Below are 15,492 nucleotides of genomic sequence, written 5' to 3'. Positions count from 1 at the left end.
GCCACACGGTCACTCCAAGATCTCCGCGGAAAAGCCGCCTTTGTGCCGGTCAGCGGTGAAGCGCACCACCACATCTCCGGGCACCTCCACATCAAAGGCTGAGGTTGGGAGGTCTTCCTGTTCAAACAGAATTTCTCCATCGGCGCTTTCGATCTGGAGCGCGCAGCTGCCCGCATCGGTCTGCACCGTTACATGAAGCGTAGCGGGCTGCGTGGTTGGGTGCAAGGTTCGCTGCTGCCAGCCATCCCATAAAATATAATCCGCCGACCAGCTTTGGGCACTGCTTTTTTCCCAATAGCCGATTTGCAGATTCGCGGAAGATTTCTGAACTCCAATGCCCAGAGCCCCCATCACCTGAAGAAGCAAAACGATCCCCACCAGGATAAGAACCGCCATTTTAAAATTCATTTGTTTTCGCATTCTCTTCCCTCCTGCTTCCGAAATCCGGCCGCCTGTTTGCTCGCAGCAGTCACTTTTATTATAAAAGTCGCCCCGGTTTTTTACAATCCGCAGGCTACCGTCCGCCACCGCTGGTTCTACTGGAAGGCGCTGGAAATCATCATCCAATTGTAGTGCACTATGGATAGCAATACGCCGCTGGAATACTCCGGCAAGTCCACAAACAGTTCCTGCGTTTTCCTTCCGGCCAAAAGTGCGCAGAATGGTCAAGAACGTTGGGGTGGACCATCCCACTTTTGACAAAAAAGCATTGACTCCTGCGCCCTGTTGGTTCCTGTGTTTTTTTCTATTGAGGTGATTTTCATGAAAAAAACGTTCTATCCTTCTGGCCGCGGTTCTGGCCCTGATGCTGGCCGCCTGCTCGGCCCCGGCTTCCAGCACCCCCGCTTCCCGTGCACCGGCTTCTGCCCCGGAATCCTCCAGCGCATCCTCCTCCGCGGCCTCCGCACCTGCATCCTCCGGTGAAGCAACTTCCTCGCCGGAATCCTCCAGTGTCATCCACTTTGATAATTTCTATGTTGCCGAGGCCGACTCTTCCGCCTCGGATTTGGCGGACGCATCTGTCTCCGCGCCGGAACTCGTAACCCCGGATTCCGGCGCCTTCCAGCGTTTTGAAGATGGGCTTGCCGCTCTTGGAATTTCCTATTCCGAGCGTGTCACCATGGATGCAACATACATCGGCGGCGAAGCCGGATACAAATACCAGTGCGATGACTATAAGATCGAGCTGTACCAGTTTGACCCGGAGTCCGACGCATACAAAAAGGCGGAATCCGAAGGTATCGTGACGCTGGGGGGCTTCGGCGATTTTTCGGTCCTCGCCCACGACGGCCTGGTCCTGCTGAACAACGGCTCGCTTCCTCAGGAGGTCATTGATCTGTTCAACTCCTTATAAAACAATCGGAATAGGCCTGGCCGAGTTGCTTTTCCTCCGGGGCCGCGCTAAACCGCTTGCCCAAAACCGGCAACTGTGCTATGCTTAGATCAAATCATAAAGAAAGGGAAAGGTACAGCCGGAATGCGCATTCGCTGAAGATTTCACACAAACAGTATTCTGAACTGCAGAAGGGGTCTTGAACCCTTTGTTTGTGCTGGAACCGGGCGGATGTTGTCGGGCCTTTCCATGTGTTTCGGGGATGGTCTGGAAATATGCGGCATCGCGTGTTTCCAGGCTTTTTTGCGCCCAAATCGCCCTCCAGCGCCTTCTGCAAGGCCAGGGAGGTATTTTTATGTCCAAAATTTTGTTGTCTGCAAGCCACATCGTCCAGTATTTTGGGGAACGGAAAATTCTGGAATTTGAAAAACTCCATGTATCTGAAGGCGACCGAATCGGCATCGTGGGGGCCAACGGTGCAGGCAAAACCACGCTTCTGAACGTCCTGTCCGGGGAACTGATTCCGGACGAGGGAACCGTGATCCGCAAGGTACCGGTGAGCTATTTCCGGCAGTTTCGAAAACAGGTGGAACGGGCAGACCCGCAAAAATGTCGTGAACTGGGGCTTTCGGGAAAGCTTTCCCGGGAACACTTGAGCGGCGGCGAGATGACCCGTCTGGGTCTGGCGGCCATGAAGAGGGATTCCCTCTTAACCTTCGCGGATGAGCCCACCGCCAATCTGGATGCGGAGGGGGTGGAGCTCTGCTGCCGGATGCTGGAGCAGTGCCCCACCCTGTTGCTCATCAGCCACGATCGGGCCGTTCTGGATCGGCTGTGTACCCGCATCATTGAGGTAAGGGACGGGCAGCTTCATTTTTACACAGGTAATTTCACCGCTTACCGCAAGCAGCGGGAGGAAGCTTTCCGGCGGCAGGAATTCGAGTATCAGCAGTACCGCTGCGAAAAAGCCCGACTGAAACAAGCGGCCCGCCAGCGAAATCAGGCCAGCCAAAGCGTTCGAAAAGCCCCCAGCCGCATGGGCAATTCCGAAGCCCGGCTCCACAAACGGGCGGCGGGAGAAAAAATGGAAAAGCTGGACAGCGCCCGGAAAACGCTTTTATCCCGTCTGGAACAGCTGGAAGTAAAAGAAAAACCGCAGGAAAATCCCACGGTTCGAATCGATTTTTCTCTCACAGATCCGCCCGCCAATCGGGAAATCGTCACCGGCAGCCACATCACGTTCCGCTATGGAGATGTTCCGATTTTTGAAAACGCCTCCTTCTCCCTGCCAAAAGGGAGCAAAACCGCTCTGATCGGGCCCAACGGAGCAGGAAAAACCACCCTCATGGAGCTGATTGTGTCCGGTGCGCCGGGAATCCGCCTGGTTCCCAAAGCAAAAATCGGGTACTTCAGGCAAAGTCTGGATGCTCTGGACCCGGACAAAACGGTTTTGGAGAATGTGATGGAAAACTCCGTTCAGAGCGAGGGCACCATGCGTGGAATTCTGGCAAGGCTTTTGATCCGCCGGGAGGATATATTCAAAAAGGCGGGTGTCTTAAGCGGCGGCGAACGGGTCAAGCTGGCCTTTGCCAGGCTGTTTGGCTCCCCTGCCAACCTGCTTTTGCTGGACGAGCCCACGAACTTTCTGGATATGCCCGCCATTGAGGCACTGCAAAAAATGGTGCAGGATTACGAGGGAACCGTTCTGTTTGTCTCCCATGACCGGGCTTTTTCCGATGGCTGCGCCACCCGGATTCTGCGGATTGAAAGCAGAAAGCTCCTTGCTTTTGAGGGTAACCTTACCGCCTGGGAGAAAAAACAGATCGAAACAAAATCGGAAAAGAAAATCGACAAGGCCCTGCTGGAGCTGCGGCTGGCCGAGGTGATTTCGCGGCTGTCGCTTCCAGGCTGTGAGAACAGGGAAGAACTGGAAAAGGAGTTCGCGCGGCTGATTGCGCAGAAAAGGGCGCTTTAAAGGCAGCGACAAACTTTCACACAGGCACCAACGGCAAGTGAAAAGTGAAAAGTGAAGAGTGAAAAAGGAAAAAGCCCGAATGCTGTTGCATTCGGGCTTTTTATGGTGGAGATGGCGGGAATCGAACCCGCGTCCGAAAAGAAGTCCACGAGAGTATCTCCGGGTGCAGTTTGTCTACAACATTTCCTTTGTGCCAGGCCGGCAAACAGGCCGACACATTGGTAGCTTCATGAGTTCATGGCCGCCCGCAAAGCTTAAGGCTGCTCACGTTCAGTACCTAATCGATGCCCTGGCCCTGTTCGGTACTAAGACAGGCAGGACAGCCGCCTATAATTAGGCAGCGACAGCTAATTTATTGTTGTTAGCTATTTTTTCGGAGGCGTTTAAAGTGTGGCCCCCATCCACTACCCGCTGCTCGCGCTTTCCTCTCCCCGTCGAAACCTTTACATCCCCATAAAAGGGCGGAAATTCCGCCCGGAAAGCGAATCTGCGCTTTTTGAATCTGCGGCCTTACCGCCGCTGTGTTTTCATGGCCCGGTCAATGTCCCGCTGGGCGGCACGCTGAGCCGCGGTGGCCCGCTTGTCGTACAGCTTTTTGCCCTTGCACAGGCCAAGCTCCAGCTTTACCCTGCCATGCTTGAAATAAAGCGAAAGCGGAATCAGGGTATAGCCCTGCAATTTGATCTCCTGCGCCAGCTTGCGGATCTCGTTTTTATGAGCCAGCAGCCGCCGGGGCCGCAACGGGTCCCGATTGAAGATATTGCCCTTTTCATAGGGGCTGATGTGCATTCCGTACACGATCAGCTGCCCGTTCTCCACATCCACCCAGGAGTCCTTCATGTTCACCTGGCCCATGCGGAGGCTTTTCACCTCGGTGCCCACCAGCTCGATGCCCGTTTCCAGGCTTTCCATGACGAAATACTCGTGCCGTGCCTGCCGGTTGGCGGCGATCTGTTTGGTTTTCACCTGCTCGGGCATTTCGTCACCTCCTCCGGTGTGCGCCCCCAGCTTCTGTTTACAAAGTATAACCCGCTGCGGCCGGCTTTGTCAAGCCACTCACAGCTCGCCCCGGCCGCTGAGTGCCTTATACAGGGTGGTCTCGTCGGCGTATTCCAGGCTGGAACCCACCGGCAGGCCGTAGGCCAGGCGGGTGGTCTTGATGCCCAGGGGCTTGATGAGCTTTGCCAGATACATGGCGGTGGCTTCGCCCTCCACAGTGGGGTTGGTGGCCATGATGACCTCCTTCACCTCGCCGTCGTGCAGGCGGGCCAGCAGCTCCTTCACGCAAAGCTGATCGGCGCCGATGCCGTCCATGGGCGAGATCAGGCCGTGCAGCACATGGTACAATCCATTATACTCCCGGGTGCGCTCGAAGGCTGTCACATCCCGGGGGCTTTCCACCACACAGATCACCGAATGGTCACGCTTGGGCGAGGAACAGACCTTGCACAGGTCGTTCTCGGTGTAATCCTGGCAGATTTTGCACCGGTGCAGCTTGGTGTGCGCCTCCTCGATGGCCCGGGCCAGCTCCGCCGCCTCGGCGGCGGGCATGCTCAGCACCTGATAGGCCATGCGGGTAGCGCCTTTGCGCCCGATGCCGGGGAATTTGGAAAACTGTTCCACCAGCCGCTCCAGCGGCGCGGCGTTGTATCCCATGCTGATCGCTCCTTACAGGCCGGGGAAGTTGGCGTTGCCGGTCAGCTCCTGCATGGCCTTGTCGGAGTCAGCGTCCACCACACGAACGGCCTCGTTCACGGCAGCGGCCACCATATCCTCCAGCATCTCGATGTCGTCCTTGTCCACGATTTCAGGGTTGATCTTGATGGAGGTGATCTCGTGCTTGCCGGTCATGGTGATCTGAACCATGCCGCCGCCAGCGGAAGCCTGGTACTCGGTGTTCTCCAGCTCCTCCTGCTTGGCCTTCATCTCTTCCTGCATCTTCTGGGCCTGGCGCATCAGGGCGTTCACGTCGGGCTTGCCAAAGCCCTGGGGCAGTCTTGCTTTCATGGTTGTTCTCTCCTTAGCTTATTTGTCATTGTAGACCACGTCGACCCCTTGGGCCGCGAGTTCTTTTAAAGTATCTTCCACCGTGTGAGACACGCCGTTTGCCTTGGACTTGTCCACATAGGGGCCAATGCCGCAGCGCACGCCGGTCACCTCCTGGATGATCTGCTTTAAGATCTCCTGGGATTCCTTGTTCACACGGATGAAGTCACGGAAGGTTGGCCCGCCTTCGATCAGCACCCGTCGGCCGTCGTACACGGCGCGGGACTTGTGAAGGTGGGAATAGAGCTGTCGGTCCCGGGTTTCCAGAATGGCAACCACCTGGGGCCAGGGCTCAAAGGGCTGGGGCGGCTCGCCCTTGGCGGGGGCTGCAAGGCTCTGCCGTTTGGGCTGGGGCTGCTGCACCGGGGGCGGCACCTCTTTTTGCTGGATGGGCTCCGCCTCCCAGGGCAAAGGCTCCGGCTGCTGGGCCGCCGCGATGGGCGCCTCCGCCGGCTTTGCCATCTCCCGGGCCTCCTGTGCGCTCACAGGGGGCGTTTCCAGCTCCCAGGGAGGAAGATCCTGGCTCTGGGCCGGAACGCTCTGCTGAGCGCTGTTTTGGGCGGTTTGCGGCTGCGCCGCAAGCTCAGCCTGCTGGCGCACCGCGAAGGGTGCGGGATCGGCGGCAGCGAAGGGAGCAGCCGCAAAGGGGGCTGCGCTCTGCTGCCCAAAGGCCGGGGCCTGCTGAACCGGAGCATTTTGCACCGGCGCCGTCTGAACCGGCTGCTGGGCAGCCTGCGGCGTTTCGGTCAATGCGAAGAGGGCCAGCTCCAGCTCGATGCGCTGGTCGGTGCCGCGGCCCATCTTTTCCAGCGCGGAGCCCAGCAGGCAGATGGCCCGCACGCTCTCGCCCTGTCGGATGCCCTCGGCAGTTTGCAGATACCGGGCTTCCTCCTCCGGGGCCACCCCGCTGAGCAGGGCCTTGCCGCCGGGAAGAGCAGCCAGCATCAGGTTGCGGTAATGGCTGATCAGCTCCTCGCACAGGCGCTTCATGTCCACCGACTGCTGGCGCAGCTGAGCCACCTCGGCCAGCGCCTCGGTGGCATTTTTGTTGTGCAGCGCGTCGCTGATCCGGAACAGGTAGCTGCGGTCGGTCACACCGGCCATCCGCCGCACCAGCTCCTCGTCAATCTGGGTGGACACGCCCGCGCAGGTATCCAGAATGGACAGCGCGTCACGCAGTGCGCCGTCCGCCAGACGGGCGATCAGCGCCGCCGCGCCCTCGGTCAGCTCCAGCTGCTCCTGGGTGGCCACATAGCTCACCCGGGCGGCGATGTCCTCCGGCTTGATACGGCCGAAGTCATACCGCTGGCAGCGGGACAGAATGGTGGCCGGCACCTTGTGAATCTCGGTGGTGGCCAGAATGAAGATCACATGACTGGGCGGCTCCTCCATGATTTTCAGCAGCGCATTGAACGCCGCAATGGAGAGCATGTGCACCTCGTCGATGATATATACCTTATAGGCGCAGGCGCTGGGGGTATAGGCGGTCTCATCCCGCAGGTCGCGGATGTTGTCCACGCCGTTGTTGGAGGCGGCGTCGATCTCCACCACGTCCAGAATGGAGCCATCATCAATGCCCTTGCAGATCTGGCAGACGCCGCAGGGATCCGGGCTGGTTTTGTCCTGGCAGTTTACTGCCTTGGCAAAAATCTTGGCGCAGGTGGTCTTGCCGGTGCCCCTGGTGCCGGTGAACAGATAGGCATGGCCCACACGGCCGGTAGCGATCTGGTTTTTCAGGGCCGCCACGATGCCCTGCTGGCCCACCACGTCCTCGAAGGTGCGGGGCCGCCATTTGCGGTAAAGCGCCCGATACATCCTGCCGTGCCCTCCTTTCTGCCGGTACAAAAAACGGACAGGCCCGCAAGCGCCAATGCGCCTGCCTTTGCGCTGCTTGGCATACGGATGCAGGCTACCTGCGGCGCACAGGGCAGACCACTTAATGCTGCTCGGTTCCCCGCCTGACATGGTTCATGGGGCCCCATCGCACAGGGCCCGCATCCGTATGCCGAACAGCGCACCGTTTTGGCTCTGTCCGAACAGTGCTATTATATAATAAAACCACCATAAATGCAAGAGATTTTCTGTTGCATTTTCCCCTTGCCCTTTTGCGTGAATTCCGTTATAATATTCGGCGGCCATTTTCTATGATGCTTTTTTCCATTTATAATGTAATAAAAGGAGTACTTCATGAACCAGACCTCATTTGCCCTGAAGGGCAATATCTTCTTCACCCCTGCTCCCGGCCAGCTGGCCATCTACCCGGAAAGCTATCTGGTATGCGTGGATCAGAAGGTGGCGGGCGTATTCGCCCAGCTGCCCGAACAGTATAAGGATCTGCCGGTGGAGGACCACAGCGGCAAGCTGATTCTGCCCGGTCTGGTGGACCTGCATGTGCACGCCAGCCAGTACGCCTACCGGGGCCTGGGCATGGACATGGAGCTGCTGCAGTGGCTGGAAGCCAACGCCTTCCCCGAAGAGAGCAAGTTTGCCGATCTGGAATACGCGGAAAAGGCCTACGGCATCTTCACCCGGCAGCTGCTGCACAGCGCCACCACCCGTGCCTGCATCTTTGCCACCATTCACCGCCCCGCCACCCTGAAGCTGATGGAGCTGCTGGAAAAGGCCGGCCTGTGCTGCTATGTGGGCAAGGTAAACATGGACCGCAACAGCCCGGACATTCTGCGGGAAACCTGCGAGGAATCCCTGTCGGAAACCCGCCAGTGGCTGCTGGACAGCGCCGCTTTTACCAAGAGCAAGCCCATGCTCACTCCCCGCTTCACCCCCAGCTGCACCGACGAGCTGATGGCCGGTCTGGGCGAGCTGCAGAAGGAGTTCGGCGTGCCCATGCAGTCGCACCTGTCGGAAAACCTTTCCGAGATCAAGTGGGTGAGCGAGCTGTGCCCCGGCACCCGCTTCTACGGTGAAGCCTACGAGCAGTTCGGCCTGTTCGGCGGCGAGTGCCCCACTGTGATGGCCCACTGCGTGTGGAGCGGCGCGGAAGAGCGTGCCCGCATGAAGGAGAACGGTGTATTCATCGCCCACTGCCCCCAGTCCAACATGAACGTTTCCTCCGGTATCGCTCCCATCAAGAGCTACCTGCTGGAGGGCCAGAAGGTAGGCCTGGGCAGCGACGTGGCCGGCGGCGCACACCTGTCCATCTTCCGGGCCATGACCGACGCCATCCAGTGCTCCAAGCTGCGCTGGCGGCTGGTAGACCAGAACACCCCTGCCCTGACCATGCCGGAGGTGCTGTATCTGGCCACCAAGGGCGGCGGCGCCTTCTTCGGCAAGGTGGGCAGCTTCGAGCCCGGCTATGAGTTCGACGCCATCGTGATGGACGATTCCAACCTGCCCACTACCCGGCTGTGCAGCCTGCCCGAGCGGCTGGAGCGGATGATCTATCTGGGCGACGGCGCTCCCTGTGCCAAGTATGTGCAGGGCCAGCGGCTGTTCTGATTTTTCGATATGCAAACGCCGAGGGCGGCGCCGGAAGCAAAACCGGCGCCGCCCTCTGGCATTTTCGTTATGGAGGGTTATGTGGAAAACAGCAGCTTCCCCGCCCGCCGCAGTGCGGCATCCCCAAAGGCGGTGCGCTGTCTTTCTGAGGTTAGCATAAGCTAACTCTGTGAAACCATCATACACTTTTTCCCCGTTTTCGTCCATCAAATCCTTGCACCGGATTTTTCCATCCTTGGCCCGCTGCCTGCCTTTTCGTACCTGCTCGGAGTGCACAGAGTGCGCAGCTTTCTGCTTTCGCAAAAAATGAAAATTTTTTCAAATTAGGTATTGACGATCAATGGAAGTCCTGCTATAATAAACAAGCGGTCGCAAAACGGCCGCAAACATCTGGGGGTATAGCTCAGCTGGGAGAGCGCTTGAATGGCATTCAAGAGGTCAGCGGTTCGATCCCGCTTATCTCCACCAAAAAACCTCGTTCCTTTGGGAACGGGGTTTTCTTTTGCTTAATTTTCTTCCGACAGAAAAGCCCCCCGGCCTGATGGTCGGGGGGCTTCGTTTTGGGCTATGATGCGTTTTTGCCCTGCTGAGGATCCGCCTTTACAGGTGAACCCACTGCACATATTCTTTGGTGGCATTCTCTGCCTGCTGGGCCAGCTGATCCAGCGGCTGATCCAGCGCGAATGCGATTTCCGCAAAGGCAGAAAGGTTCAGCCCTGCCACGGTTTCCTGAGAAGCATTTTCCACCGATAGCTTGATGCACTCGTTGAAAGGCGTGCCGCCCACCATATCGCAGCAGAACAGGATCGGTTGCCCGCCACATTGCCCGATGGCATTCTGCAACTTCTGGCGCAGTATATCGGCAGAATCCTCCGGTTCAAAGTCGATAAAATACATTCCGGGCGTTTCACCGTAAATCATGCTCAAGCTGCGCTGAACCGATGTGCCGTAAATTCCGTGCCCGACAACAATCAAATTACACATTCCTGTTATCCTTCCTCATGCTGAATACAGCGTCTTACGTAACCATGTTCCCGCTGAAGCGTCTCCTCGGCCTCTGTGCGCGGCATTCCGGTCATTCTCATCACAATTGCTGTTTTAATGGAATTTCCCGCATCCTGCAGCGCCTGCTCCGCGTCCTGCTCCTCGCAATGAGTGGTGGCCATTACGATTCGTCTGGCCCGGTTTCTCAGCTTTTCATTTGTGGCCTTCATATCCACCATATAATTTCCAAACACTTTGCCCACACCCACCATGGATGTGGTGGAGATCATGTTCAGAATCAGTTTCTGGCAGGTGCCCGCCTTCAGGCGTGTGGAGCCGGTCAGTACCTCCGGCCCCGCATCCACTTCAATGGCCACATCCGCAAACTGCGAAATGGCCGCGTTTCTGTTGCAGGCAAGGCTGATGCAGCCCGCACCCACGCTGCGTGCCTTTTTCAGTGCGCCGATGCAGTAGGGTGTGCGGCCTGATGCCGCGATGGACAACACCACATCGCTGGATTTGAGATTCACCTGCTCCAGATCCTGCGCCGCCAGCTCCTGCGAATCTTCCGCGCCCTCTCTGGCTTTTACAAAGGCGCTTTCTCCGCCTGCCATAACGGCGGTCACTTCATCGGTTGTGGAGAAGGTTGGGCTGCACTCCACGGCATCCATCACACCAAGACGTCCGCTGGTGCCCGCGCCGATATAAATCAGTCGTCCGCCCGCCTGAATGGCTGCGACCACCATCTCCACTGCCCGTTCAATGGCAGGGATGGCTTCCCGCACAGCGCGTACCGCATTCTGATCTTCGTCATTCATCAGCATAAGCAGATCCCGGACGGCCATCTGATCCATATTCGCTGATCTTGGATTGGGGGTTTCGGTACTCAGAGCTGCCAAACATTCGTCAGTCATCGCTACACATCTCCCTCCTTGCGTTCATTTTCCTTTTGCATATAGGTTTTCTGGGCCTGCAGCACATGCTCGTCAAAGTGGCGGTTGATGTAAGCGGTATACAGAATGTCCACCACATTCAGCTGCGAAATTCGGGAGGACATTGCCCCACTGCGCACAAGCACCTCCGATGCAGCCACATAAAGATTGTAGTCCGCCAAACGAACCAGGCTGGAATCCGCAAACCGTGTGATGGCAATCAGCGGCGCGCCCTTCCGTTTGGCTTCGTTTGCACATTCCAGGATCTCCTTGGTCATTCCGGAATAGCTGATGGCAATGGCCACATCCTGCTCGGTCAGATTCTTGGCATACAACAATTGCATGTGCCAGTCATCCGCCACGAGGCACGTTTTGTTCACCCGCAAAAATTTCTGGCAGGCATCCCGCGCCACCAGCAGCGAGGAGCCCAATCCAAACAGCGCAATGTTGGTGCAATCCTCCAGAAGATCCACGCACTGGCAGATGGTTGCTTCGTCCAGCAGCTTCCCTGTGGTTTCCAGCGAATCGATATTCTTGTAGGTTACCTTGGCAATGATCTGCTCCAGACTGTCGTCCCGCTGGATGTCCGCCTGGATCTGCTCCTCTTTTTTCTGTTTTGCGGAAAGATCCCGAATCAGCGCCTGCTGCATGGCCTTGTAGCCGGAAAACCCGATCTTTTTACAAAGCCTGACCACTGTGGCCGGCGAGGAAAAAGCCGCCTCAGCAAGCTGGTGGGAATTGTATTCCAGAATTTTTTCCGGAGCTTTCAGCACAAGCTGAACGATCCCCCGCTCTGCACTGCTTGCATGGGGTTCATATTCCCGGAATCGCACGATCACATTCTTCATGAAACATCACCTTGCCGTCATGTGTATCGGCATCAGCCAGATCAGGTGTATACGCCGAACAGATAGCCAATACCGGTCACGGCCAGCGCCAGAACCAGAATCACGCCCATCAGTTTCAGGGGAGACCACTTTTTCTTGGCATACAGATAATAAACCCCCAGGGTCAACAGCAGCGGCAGCAGATGGGGGAAGATGCCGTTCAGCATGTCGTCCGCATTGAAGAGCACAACGCCCTCCAATATCTCGCCGGTGCTTGCATCAAAAACATCCTTCACAATCTGAATGGGCAGAGGGAAGCTCACATAGGAAGCGGTAAGCGCGCCAGTCACAATCAGGCCAAGAATCGTCATGGCATTGGTCAGCTGATCCAGCCTGCCGCTGCTCATCATCGACTGCATGCCGGTGAGCCCGGAGCGATACCCCAGCCGGAACAGCCACCAGCTCAGCAGGAAGGTGCCGATGGGATAAACAATCATGTACAGAACTGCGCCCATCCAGGAAATCGCCTGATTCGCCTGGGAAATGGACATGCAGATGGTAAGCAGGATGGGAATGATGGTGGCAACCCACAGGGAATCACCGATGGCGGACGTGGGGCCGATCAGCGCCACCTTCACCGAATCGATCACCTCCGAGGTGCACTGCTTGTTCGCCTTGGATTCCTCCAGACCACAGACAATGCCGTTGCAGATGGAGCCCACCTGCGCCTCGGTATTGAACAGGGTGATGTTGCGCTGCAATGCTTCTGCCTTTTCTTCTTTGGTATCATACAACTCGTCGATCACCGGGGACATTGCATGCCCGAAGGCCATACCAAGCATGGATTCTGCCTGCTGGGAACAGCCGTTGAAGAAAAACCAGGTGAGAAACGATTTCTTCAGCGTTTTCGGGCTGATTTTTTTCGTGACTTCACTCATGATTTGATGCCCTCCCTATTCTCCGTGTTGGAAAACCCGTAAAAATAAAGAACTGCGATGATCACGCCGATGACTGCAACCGCCATCATGCTCAGTTCAAAGTAGGTAACCAGAATAAAACCAGCCAGGAAAATCACAATCTGATACTGCTTTTTCCACAGGAAGGAAAGGATGATTCCCATACCAAGAGCAGCCATCATACCGCCAAAAATACCCAGTGCGGTGGTAACCCAGCCCGGGATCAGCGAGGCGAAATCTGCCTGCTGGCTGGCCGCGGTCATGGAAGTAAGAACAATCAGAGCAGGTACAACCCTGCAAAGGAAACCAATGGTCTGTGCCAGTGCCACATTGGGAATCCACATTTTTCTGGTTTCGCCCTGTGCCGCATACTTCTGCGCAATGCGGTTCAACGGCAGGTTCAGTGCATAGGAAACGTTCCACATCAGCTGGCCAACCAGACCACCAATGCCCGCAAAGATAACTGCCATGCCGATCAGCTCCGTGGAATCCAGCCCCTTGCCGAACACCAGTGCACCGGCCGTTCCGATGTAGGTGGCGTAGGAAAGATCCCATGCGACCGCACCGCCGGGAGTCACGTTGCCCATATACATGATCTGCAGGGCAATACCCACAATCATGGCACTCTGCACGTCCTGCATGATCAGACCTACAATGAACGCCGCAACCAGCGGGCGCCCCAAGGTATACCAGCCGATGGTATTGCCCACAATCGAACCAATGGAACCCAGATAAATAAACAGTGCAATCAGAATAATTTGTAGCGTCGTCATGTTCTTTCCTCCTCTGGATCAAAGTGATTTGACAAAGGAATCCCATTCCGTTCTTGTGGAAGTGGGCAGCTGTTGAAACGCAATTTTAAAACCGCTGGCCGCCAGCGTATTCAGGTTCGCGACGTCCTGATCGCTCAGATAGAAAATGCCGGTTGCGCCGGTCATCTGATGGTTGGTATCCGCCCGTTTTGCAATGTTGCCCAGATAGATCTGTTCACAGCCTGCAATCTCCTGTTGAATCTCCATCAGTTTTTCCGGGAACTTGACGATGACCAGCCGGTTTCCCTGGCAGGGTGTTTGAAGCAGCTCCCGTGCCTCCTCCACCGTAACGATGTGCGTATCGTAGATTTTGGGAACGCTCATGGCCAGGATGGAGCGCAGCATCGGGTTGGAGGCGCTCACGTCATCGATTGCAATAATCTGCTTGATGCCCAACGTGGGGCACCAGGCCACAATGGTCTGGCCGTGGATCAGTCGGTCGTCCACGCGCACATAAGTCTCGCTCATTGAACCTTCCTCCTTTACCAAAGCTCATTTTCAATCAGACTTGCGTACATATAGCACACGGTTGCCCCGCTGCTTCCGGATTCGATCTGTCGGATCTGCAAATTGGTGGGATAATACTTCTGATAGGGGAAATCGTTCACTCCGCCCCGGAACACAGTGTACGTGTTCAGTGCCTTATACCACTGGGCCACCTCTTCCTCGGTAAGCACAAAGTACGCCTGGGGAATGAAGCCCACCAGATCCTCAAAGGTCTCACCGTAAACCAGTCGAATCCGGCTGTCCTTCTGCCGCAGGCGTTTGACCGCCGTGACCACGGCATCGTGGGTATTGATATGCCGCGGATGCATGGATCCCCGCCAGTGGGTGATCACAAGATCCACCTTTTCTTCCACAAAGTACTGTTCCAGCCGGTCTGCAAAATCATTCAGACTGGGCATATTACTGGATACATAACCCAACCAGATGGTATCTGCCCCCAATTCGGCAGCCGCCTTCCGGTTCTGAACCAGAAGCTCCTTCAGGTATGCGTCCTTCTCCTCCTGGGTGGCATTGGGATCTTCCAGCCGACCCTGCGTCACATGAATGCAGGTGCAGTGTGCGCCCTGCTTTGCATATTTCAGCAGCAGCGGGCCGCCCAGAAGTTCTGCGTCAAGGGAATGCGCACCAATGGACACCACACGTTTGATTTCGCTCACCACTCTTCACCGCCTTATTCACTCGATTTCTTTTTTGTAGGTAACAAATTCGCGAAATACCCGCAAGCCCTGGCGTTCATAGTATCTGCGTCCCGGGTCGTCGGTCGTGACAAAATACATGTGATAAACGCCCTTCTTACACATTTCATAGCACTGAACATCCAGCAGGATGGTGCCAAGGCCCTCGTTGCGCTGGGCAGCTGCAATTCCGATGGGGCCAAAACGCATGGGATTGCCATCAATTGCCCGCATGCAGAAGCCGCAGATCCGCCCATCCGGAGCAAGCACCAGCTGAATCAGATCCTCCGCCTGATTGTTCTGCATGGCAATCAGTGCGTTCCGTTTCCATCCACCGCCAAATTCCACCTTCAGAAATTCCAGCAGCTCCAGCGTATAGGAATAATCAAAGCCCACAAAACGGAACCCTTTCGCCTCGGCAGATGCCTTGCGTTCCAGTATATTCTCCGGAATCTGATAGCCATGAAGATCCTTTTCCATGGAGTAGTGCTTTTCCAGCGGCTGGTAGCCGTGCTTTTCAAAGAAATGCACCGCCTGAGGATAGTTTCCGGGATCAACGCCCCAGAAAAAGTAGTTGGGCGAATATGCTCCCAGCGTAATGTTTTTACATCCCAACTCTCTGAGTGCCGTTTCGCACCGTTCCAGAAGCTGACCTCCGATGCCCTGCCGCCAGTAAGCCCGATCCACAAAGAGCACATTGATCCAGCCCCGCTCCGGTTCCAGCCCCCGCTCCAGATAAGGGAACTTCCGCTTTGTGGCAAACACAAACCCGACAACCGTTTCCCCGTCCAGGGCCACCCAGCTCAGGCTCGGATCGAAGTTCTCATCCAGAATCGCCTGCCGGCGGAATTTGCGGACGTCAATGGCGTCAAAGACACAGCTTCGATTCCAAAGATCAACTACCTGCGCCTCATCGCTCTGCGTGTAGTTGCGAATATCCATTAAAATGCTCCTTTCTGACCGTTCTCTGTTTATGGCTTTATTATACGT

The 15,492-nt window shown here is 56.4% G+C and carries 16 protein-coding genes, 1 tRNA gene and 2 other RNA genes; 4 read left to right on the top strand and 15 right to left on the bottom strand.

Translation table 11 applies throughout. From position 1 onward, the window contains the following. Positions 1-9: 9 nt before the first annotated feature. A complete protein-coding gene (locus EDD77_RS03235) occupies positions 10-957 on the bottom strand; it encodes a hypothetical protein (protein ID WP_156417384.1) in 948 nt (315 codons plus the stop codon). 163 nt (positions 958-1,120) lie between these two features. On the opposite strand from EDD77_RS03235, the gene EDD77_RS17990 reads away from it, so the two are divergent. After that, positions 1,121-1,354 (top strand): hypothetical protein, encoded by a 234-nt coding sequence (locus EDD77_RS17990; RefSeq protein WP_156417383.1) that lies wholly within the window; start codon positions 1,121-1,123, stop codon positions 1,352-1,354. A gap of 334 nt (positions 1,355-1,688) precedes the next feature. Beyond that, positions 1,689-3,308: a ribosomal protection-like ABC-F family protein gene (abc-f, locus tag EDD77_RS03225; RefSeq protein WP_058965845.1), complete on the top strand. Its 1,620-nt coding sequence runs from the start codon at positions 1,689-1,691 to the stop codon at positions 3,306-3,308. A 103-nt stretch (positions 3,309-3,411) separates the two neighbouring features. Here the strand turns inward: abc-f and ssrA are convergent. From ssrA to ffs, 6 genes are all read right to left on the bottom strand, one after another. Then, positions 3,412-3,761: a transfer-messenger RNA gene (gene ssrA, locus EDD77_RS03220) on the bottom strand. Between the two features lie 57 nt (positions 3,762-3,818). Continuing rightward, a complete protein-coding gene (gene smpB / locus EDD77_RS03215; protein WP_058965841.1) occupies positions 3,819-4,286 on the bottom strand; it encodes an SsrA-binding protein SmpB in 468 nt (155 codons plus the stop codon). A gap of 78 nt (positions 4,287-4,364) precedes the next feature. Then, entirely contained in the window at positions 4,365-4,964 is a 600-nt protein-coding gene (gene recR / locus EDD77_RS03210) for a recombination mediator RecR (RefSeq protein WP_058965839.1), read from the bottom strand. Positions 4,965-4,976: 12 nt separating this feature from the next. Beyond that, positions 4,977-5,315, bottom strand: a complete 339-nt coding sequence (locus EDD77_RS03205; RefSeq protein WP_058965836.1) for a YbaB/EbfC family nucleoid-associated protein — start codon at positions 5,313-5,315, stop codon at positions 4,977-4,979. A gap of 18 nt (positions 5,316-5,333) precedes the next feature. Next, a complete protein-coding gene (gene dnaX / locus EDD77_RS03200) occupies positions 5,334-7,169 on the bottom strand; it encodes a DNA polymerase III subunit gamma/tau (RefSeq protein WP_058965834.1) in 1,836 nt (611 codons plus the stop codon). An 84-nt stretch (positions 7,170-7,253) separates the two neighbouring features. Further along, an RNA gene (ffs, locus tag EDD77_RS03195) (signal recognition particle sRNA small type) lies at positions 7,254-7,352 on the bottom strand. Between the two features lie 189 nt (positions 7,353-7,541). On the opposite strand from ffs, the gene EDD77_RS03190 reads away from it, so the two are divergent. Beyond that, positions 7,542-8,810 carry an amidohydrolase family protein gene (locus tag EDD77_RS03190; protein WP_058965832.1) on the top strand — a complete coding sequence of 423 codons (1,269 nt, stop codon included), beginning with the start codon at positions 7,542-7,544 and terminating at the stop codon, positions 8,808-8,810. Positions 8,811-9,202: 392 nt separating this feature from the next. Further along, positions 9,203-9,278, top strand: a tRNA-Ala gene (locus tag EDD77_RS03185). A 132-nt stretch (positions 9,279-9,410) separates the two neighbouring features. Here EDD77_RS03185 and EDD77_RS03180 read toward each other — a convergent pair. The 8 genes from EDD77_RS03180 to EDD77_RS03145 are packed head-to-tail and all read right to left on the bottom strand — an operon-like array spanning position 9,411 to position 15,444. Beyond that, positions 9,411-9,794: a PTS sugar transporter subunit IIA gene (locus tag EDD77_RS03180; protein ID WP_082669645.1), complete on the bottom strand. Its 384-nt coding sequence runs from the start codon at positions 9,792-9,794 to the stop codon at positions 9,411-9,413. Positions 9,795-9,799: 5 nt separating this feature from the next. After that, a complete protein-coding gene (gene murQ, locus EDD77_RS03175; protein ID WP_058965828.1) occupies positions 9,800-10,708 on the bottom strand; it encodes an N-acetylmuramic acid 6-phosphate etherase in 909 nt (302 codons plus the stop codon). A gap of 2 nt (positions 10,709-10,710) precedes the next feature. After that, positions 10,711-11,574, bottom strand: a complete 864-nt coding sequence (locus EDD77_RS03170; protein ID WP_058965826.1) for a MurR/RpiR family transcriptional regulator — start codon at positions 11,572-11,574, stop codon at positions 10,711-10,713. Between the two features lie 41 nt (positions 11,575-11,615). Beyond that, positions 11,616-12,491 (bottom strand): PTS system mannose/fructose/sorbose family transporter subunit IID, encoded by an 876-nt coding sequence (locus EDD77_RS03165; RefSeq protein WP_058965824.1) that lies wholly within the window; start codon positions 12,489-12,491, stop codon positions 11,616-11,618. Beyond that, positions 12,488-13,282, bottom strand: coding sequence for a PTS mannose/fructose/sorbose/N-acetylgalactosamine transporter subunit IIC (locus EDD77_RS03160; protein WP_058965822.1), 795 nt, complete (start codon positions 13,280-13,282; stop codon positions 12,488-12,490). The genes EDD77_RS03165 and EDD77_RS03160 overlap by 4 nt, the downstream gene beginning before the upstream one ends. Before the next feature lie 18 nt (positions 13,283-13,300). Next, a complete protein-coding gene (locus EDD77_RS03155; protein ID WP_058965820.1) occupies positions 13,301-13,789 on the bottom strand; it encodes a PTS system mannose/fructose/N-acetylgalactosamine-transporter subunit IIB in 489 nt (162 codons plus the stop codon). 14 nt (positions 13,790-13,803) lie between these two features. Beyond that, positions 13,804-14,484, bottom strand: coding sequence for a PIG-L deacetylase family protein (locus tag EDD77_RS03150; RefSeq protein ID WP_058965990.1), 681 nt, complete (start codon positions 14,482-14,484; stop codon positions 13,804-13,806). Between the two features lie 18 nt (positions 14,485-14,502). Then, positions 14,503-15,444, bottom strand: coding sequence for a GNAT family N-acetyltransferase (locus tag EDD77_RS03145; RefSeq protein ID WP_058965819.1), 942 nt, complete (start codon positions 15,442-15,444; stop codon positions 14,503-14,505). Positions 15,445-15,492: the final 48 nt, after the last annotated feature.

Source organism: Allofournierella massiliensis (assembly GCF_004345265.1).
Lineage (GTDB): Bacteria > Bacillota > Clostridia > Oscillospirales > Ruminococcaceae > Allofournierella > Allofournierella massiliensis.
Note: the sequence above shows the minus strand (reverse complement) of the source record. Positions and strands in the feature narration are given on the sequence as shown.

Bases quoted from the DNA above. Each gene is read 5' to 3' on its own strand.
- murQ (WP_058965828.1), bottom strand. From the start codon at position 10,708: ATGACTGACGAATGTTTGGCAGCTCTGAGTACCGAAACCCCCAATCCA.
- recR (WP_058965839.1), bottom strand. From the start codon at position 4,964: ATGGGATACAACGCCGCGCCGCTGGAGCGGCTGGTGGAACAGTTTTCC.
- abc-f (WP_058965845.1), top strand. From the start codon at position 1,689: ATGTCCAAAATTTTGTTGTCTGCAAGCCACATCGTCCAGTATTTTGGG.
- smpB (WP_058965841.1), bottom strand. From the start codon at position 4,286: ATGCCCGAGCAGGTGAAAACCAAACAGATCGCCGCCAACCGGCAGGCA.
- EDD77_RS03155 (WP_058965820.1), bottom strand. From the start codon at position 13,789: ATGAGCGAGACTTATGTGCGCGTGGACGACCGACTGATCCACGGCCAG.
- EDD77_RS03180 (WP_082669645.1), bottom strand. From the start codon at position 9,794: ATGTGTAATTTGATTGTTGTCGGGCACGGAATTTACGGCACATCGGTT.
- EDD77_RS03235 (WP_156417384.1), bottom strand. From the start codon at position 957: ATGACACTGGAGGATTCCGGCGAGGAAGTTGCTTCACCGGAGGATGCA.
- EDD77_RS03205 (WP_058965836.1), bottom strand. From the start codon at position 5,315: ATGAAAGCAAGACTGCCCCAGGGCTTTGGCAAGCCCGACGTGAACGCC.
- EDD77_RS03190 (WP_058965832.1), top strand. From the start codon at position 7,542: ATGAACCAGACCTCATTTGCCCTGAAGGGCAATATCTTCTTCACCCCT.
- EDD77_RS03160 (WP_058965822.1), bottom strand. From the start codon at position 13,282: ATGACGACGCTACAAATTATTCTGATTGCACTGTTTATTTATCTGGGT.
- EDD77_RS17990 (WP_156417383.1), top strand. From the start codon at position 1,121: ATGGATGCAACATACATCGGCGGCGAAGCCGGATACAAATACCAGTGC.
- dnaX (WP_058965834.1), bottom strand. From the start codon at position 7,169: ATGTATCGGGCGCTTTACCGCAAATGGCGGCCCCGCACCTTCGAGGAC.
- EDD77_RS03170 (WP_058965826.1), bottom strand. From the start codon at position 11,574: ATGAAGAATGTGATCGTGCGATTCCGGGAATATGAACCCCATGCAAGC.
- EDD77_RS03145 (WP_058965819.1), bottom strand. From the start codon at position 15,444: ATGGATATTCGCAACTACACGCAGAGCGATGAGGCGCAGGTAGTTGAT.
- EDD77_RS03165 (WP_058965824.1), bottom strand. From the start codon at position 12,491: ATGAGTGAAGTCACGAAAAAAATCAGCCCGAAAACGCTGAAGAAATCG.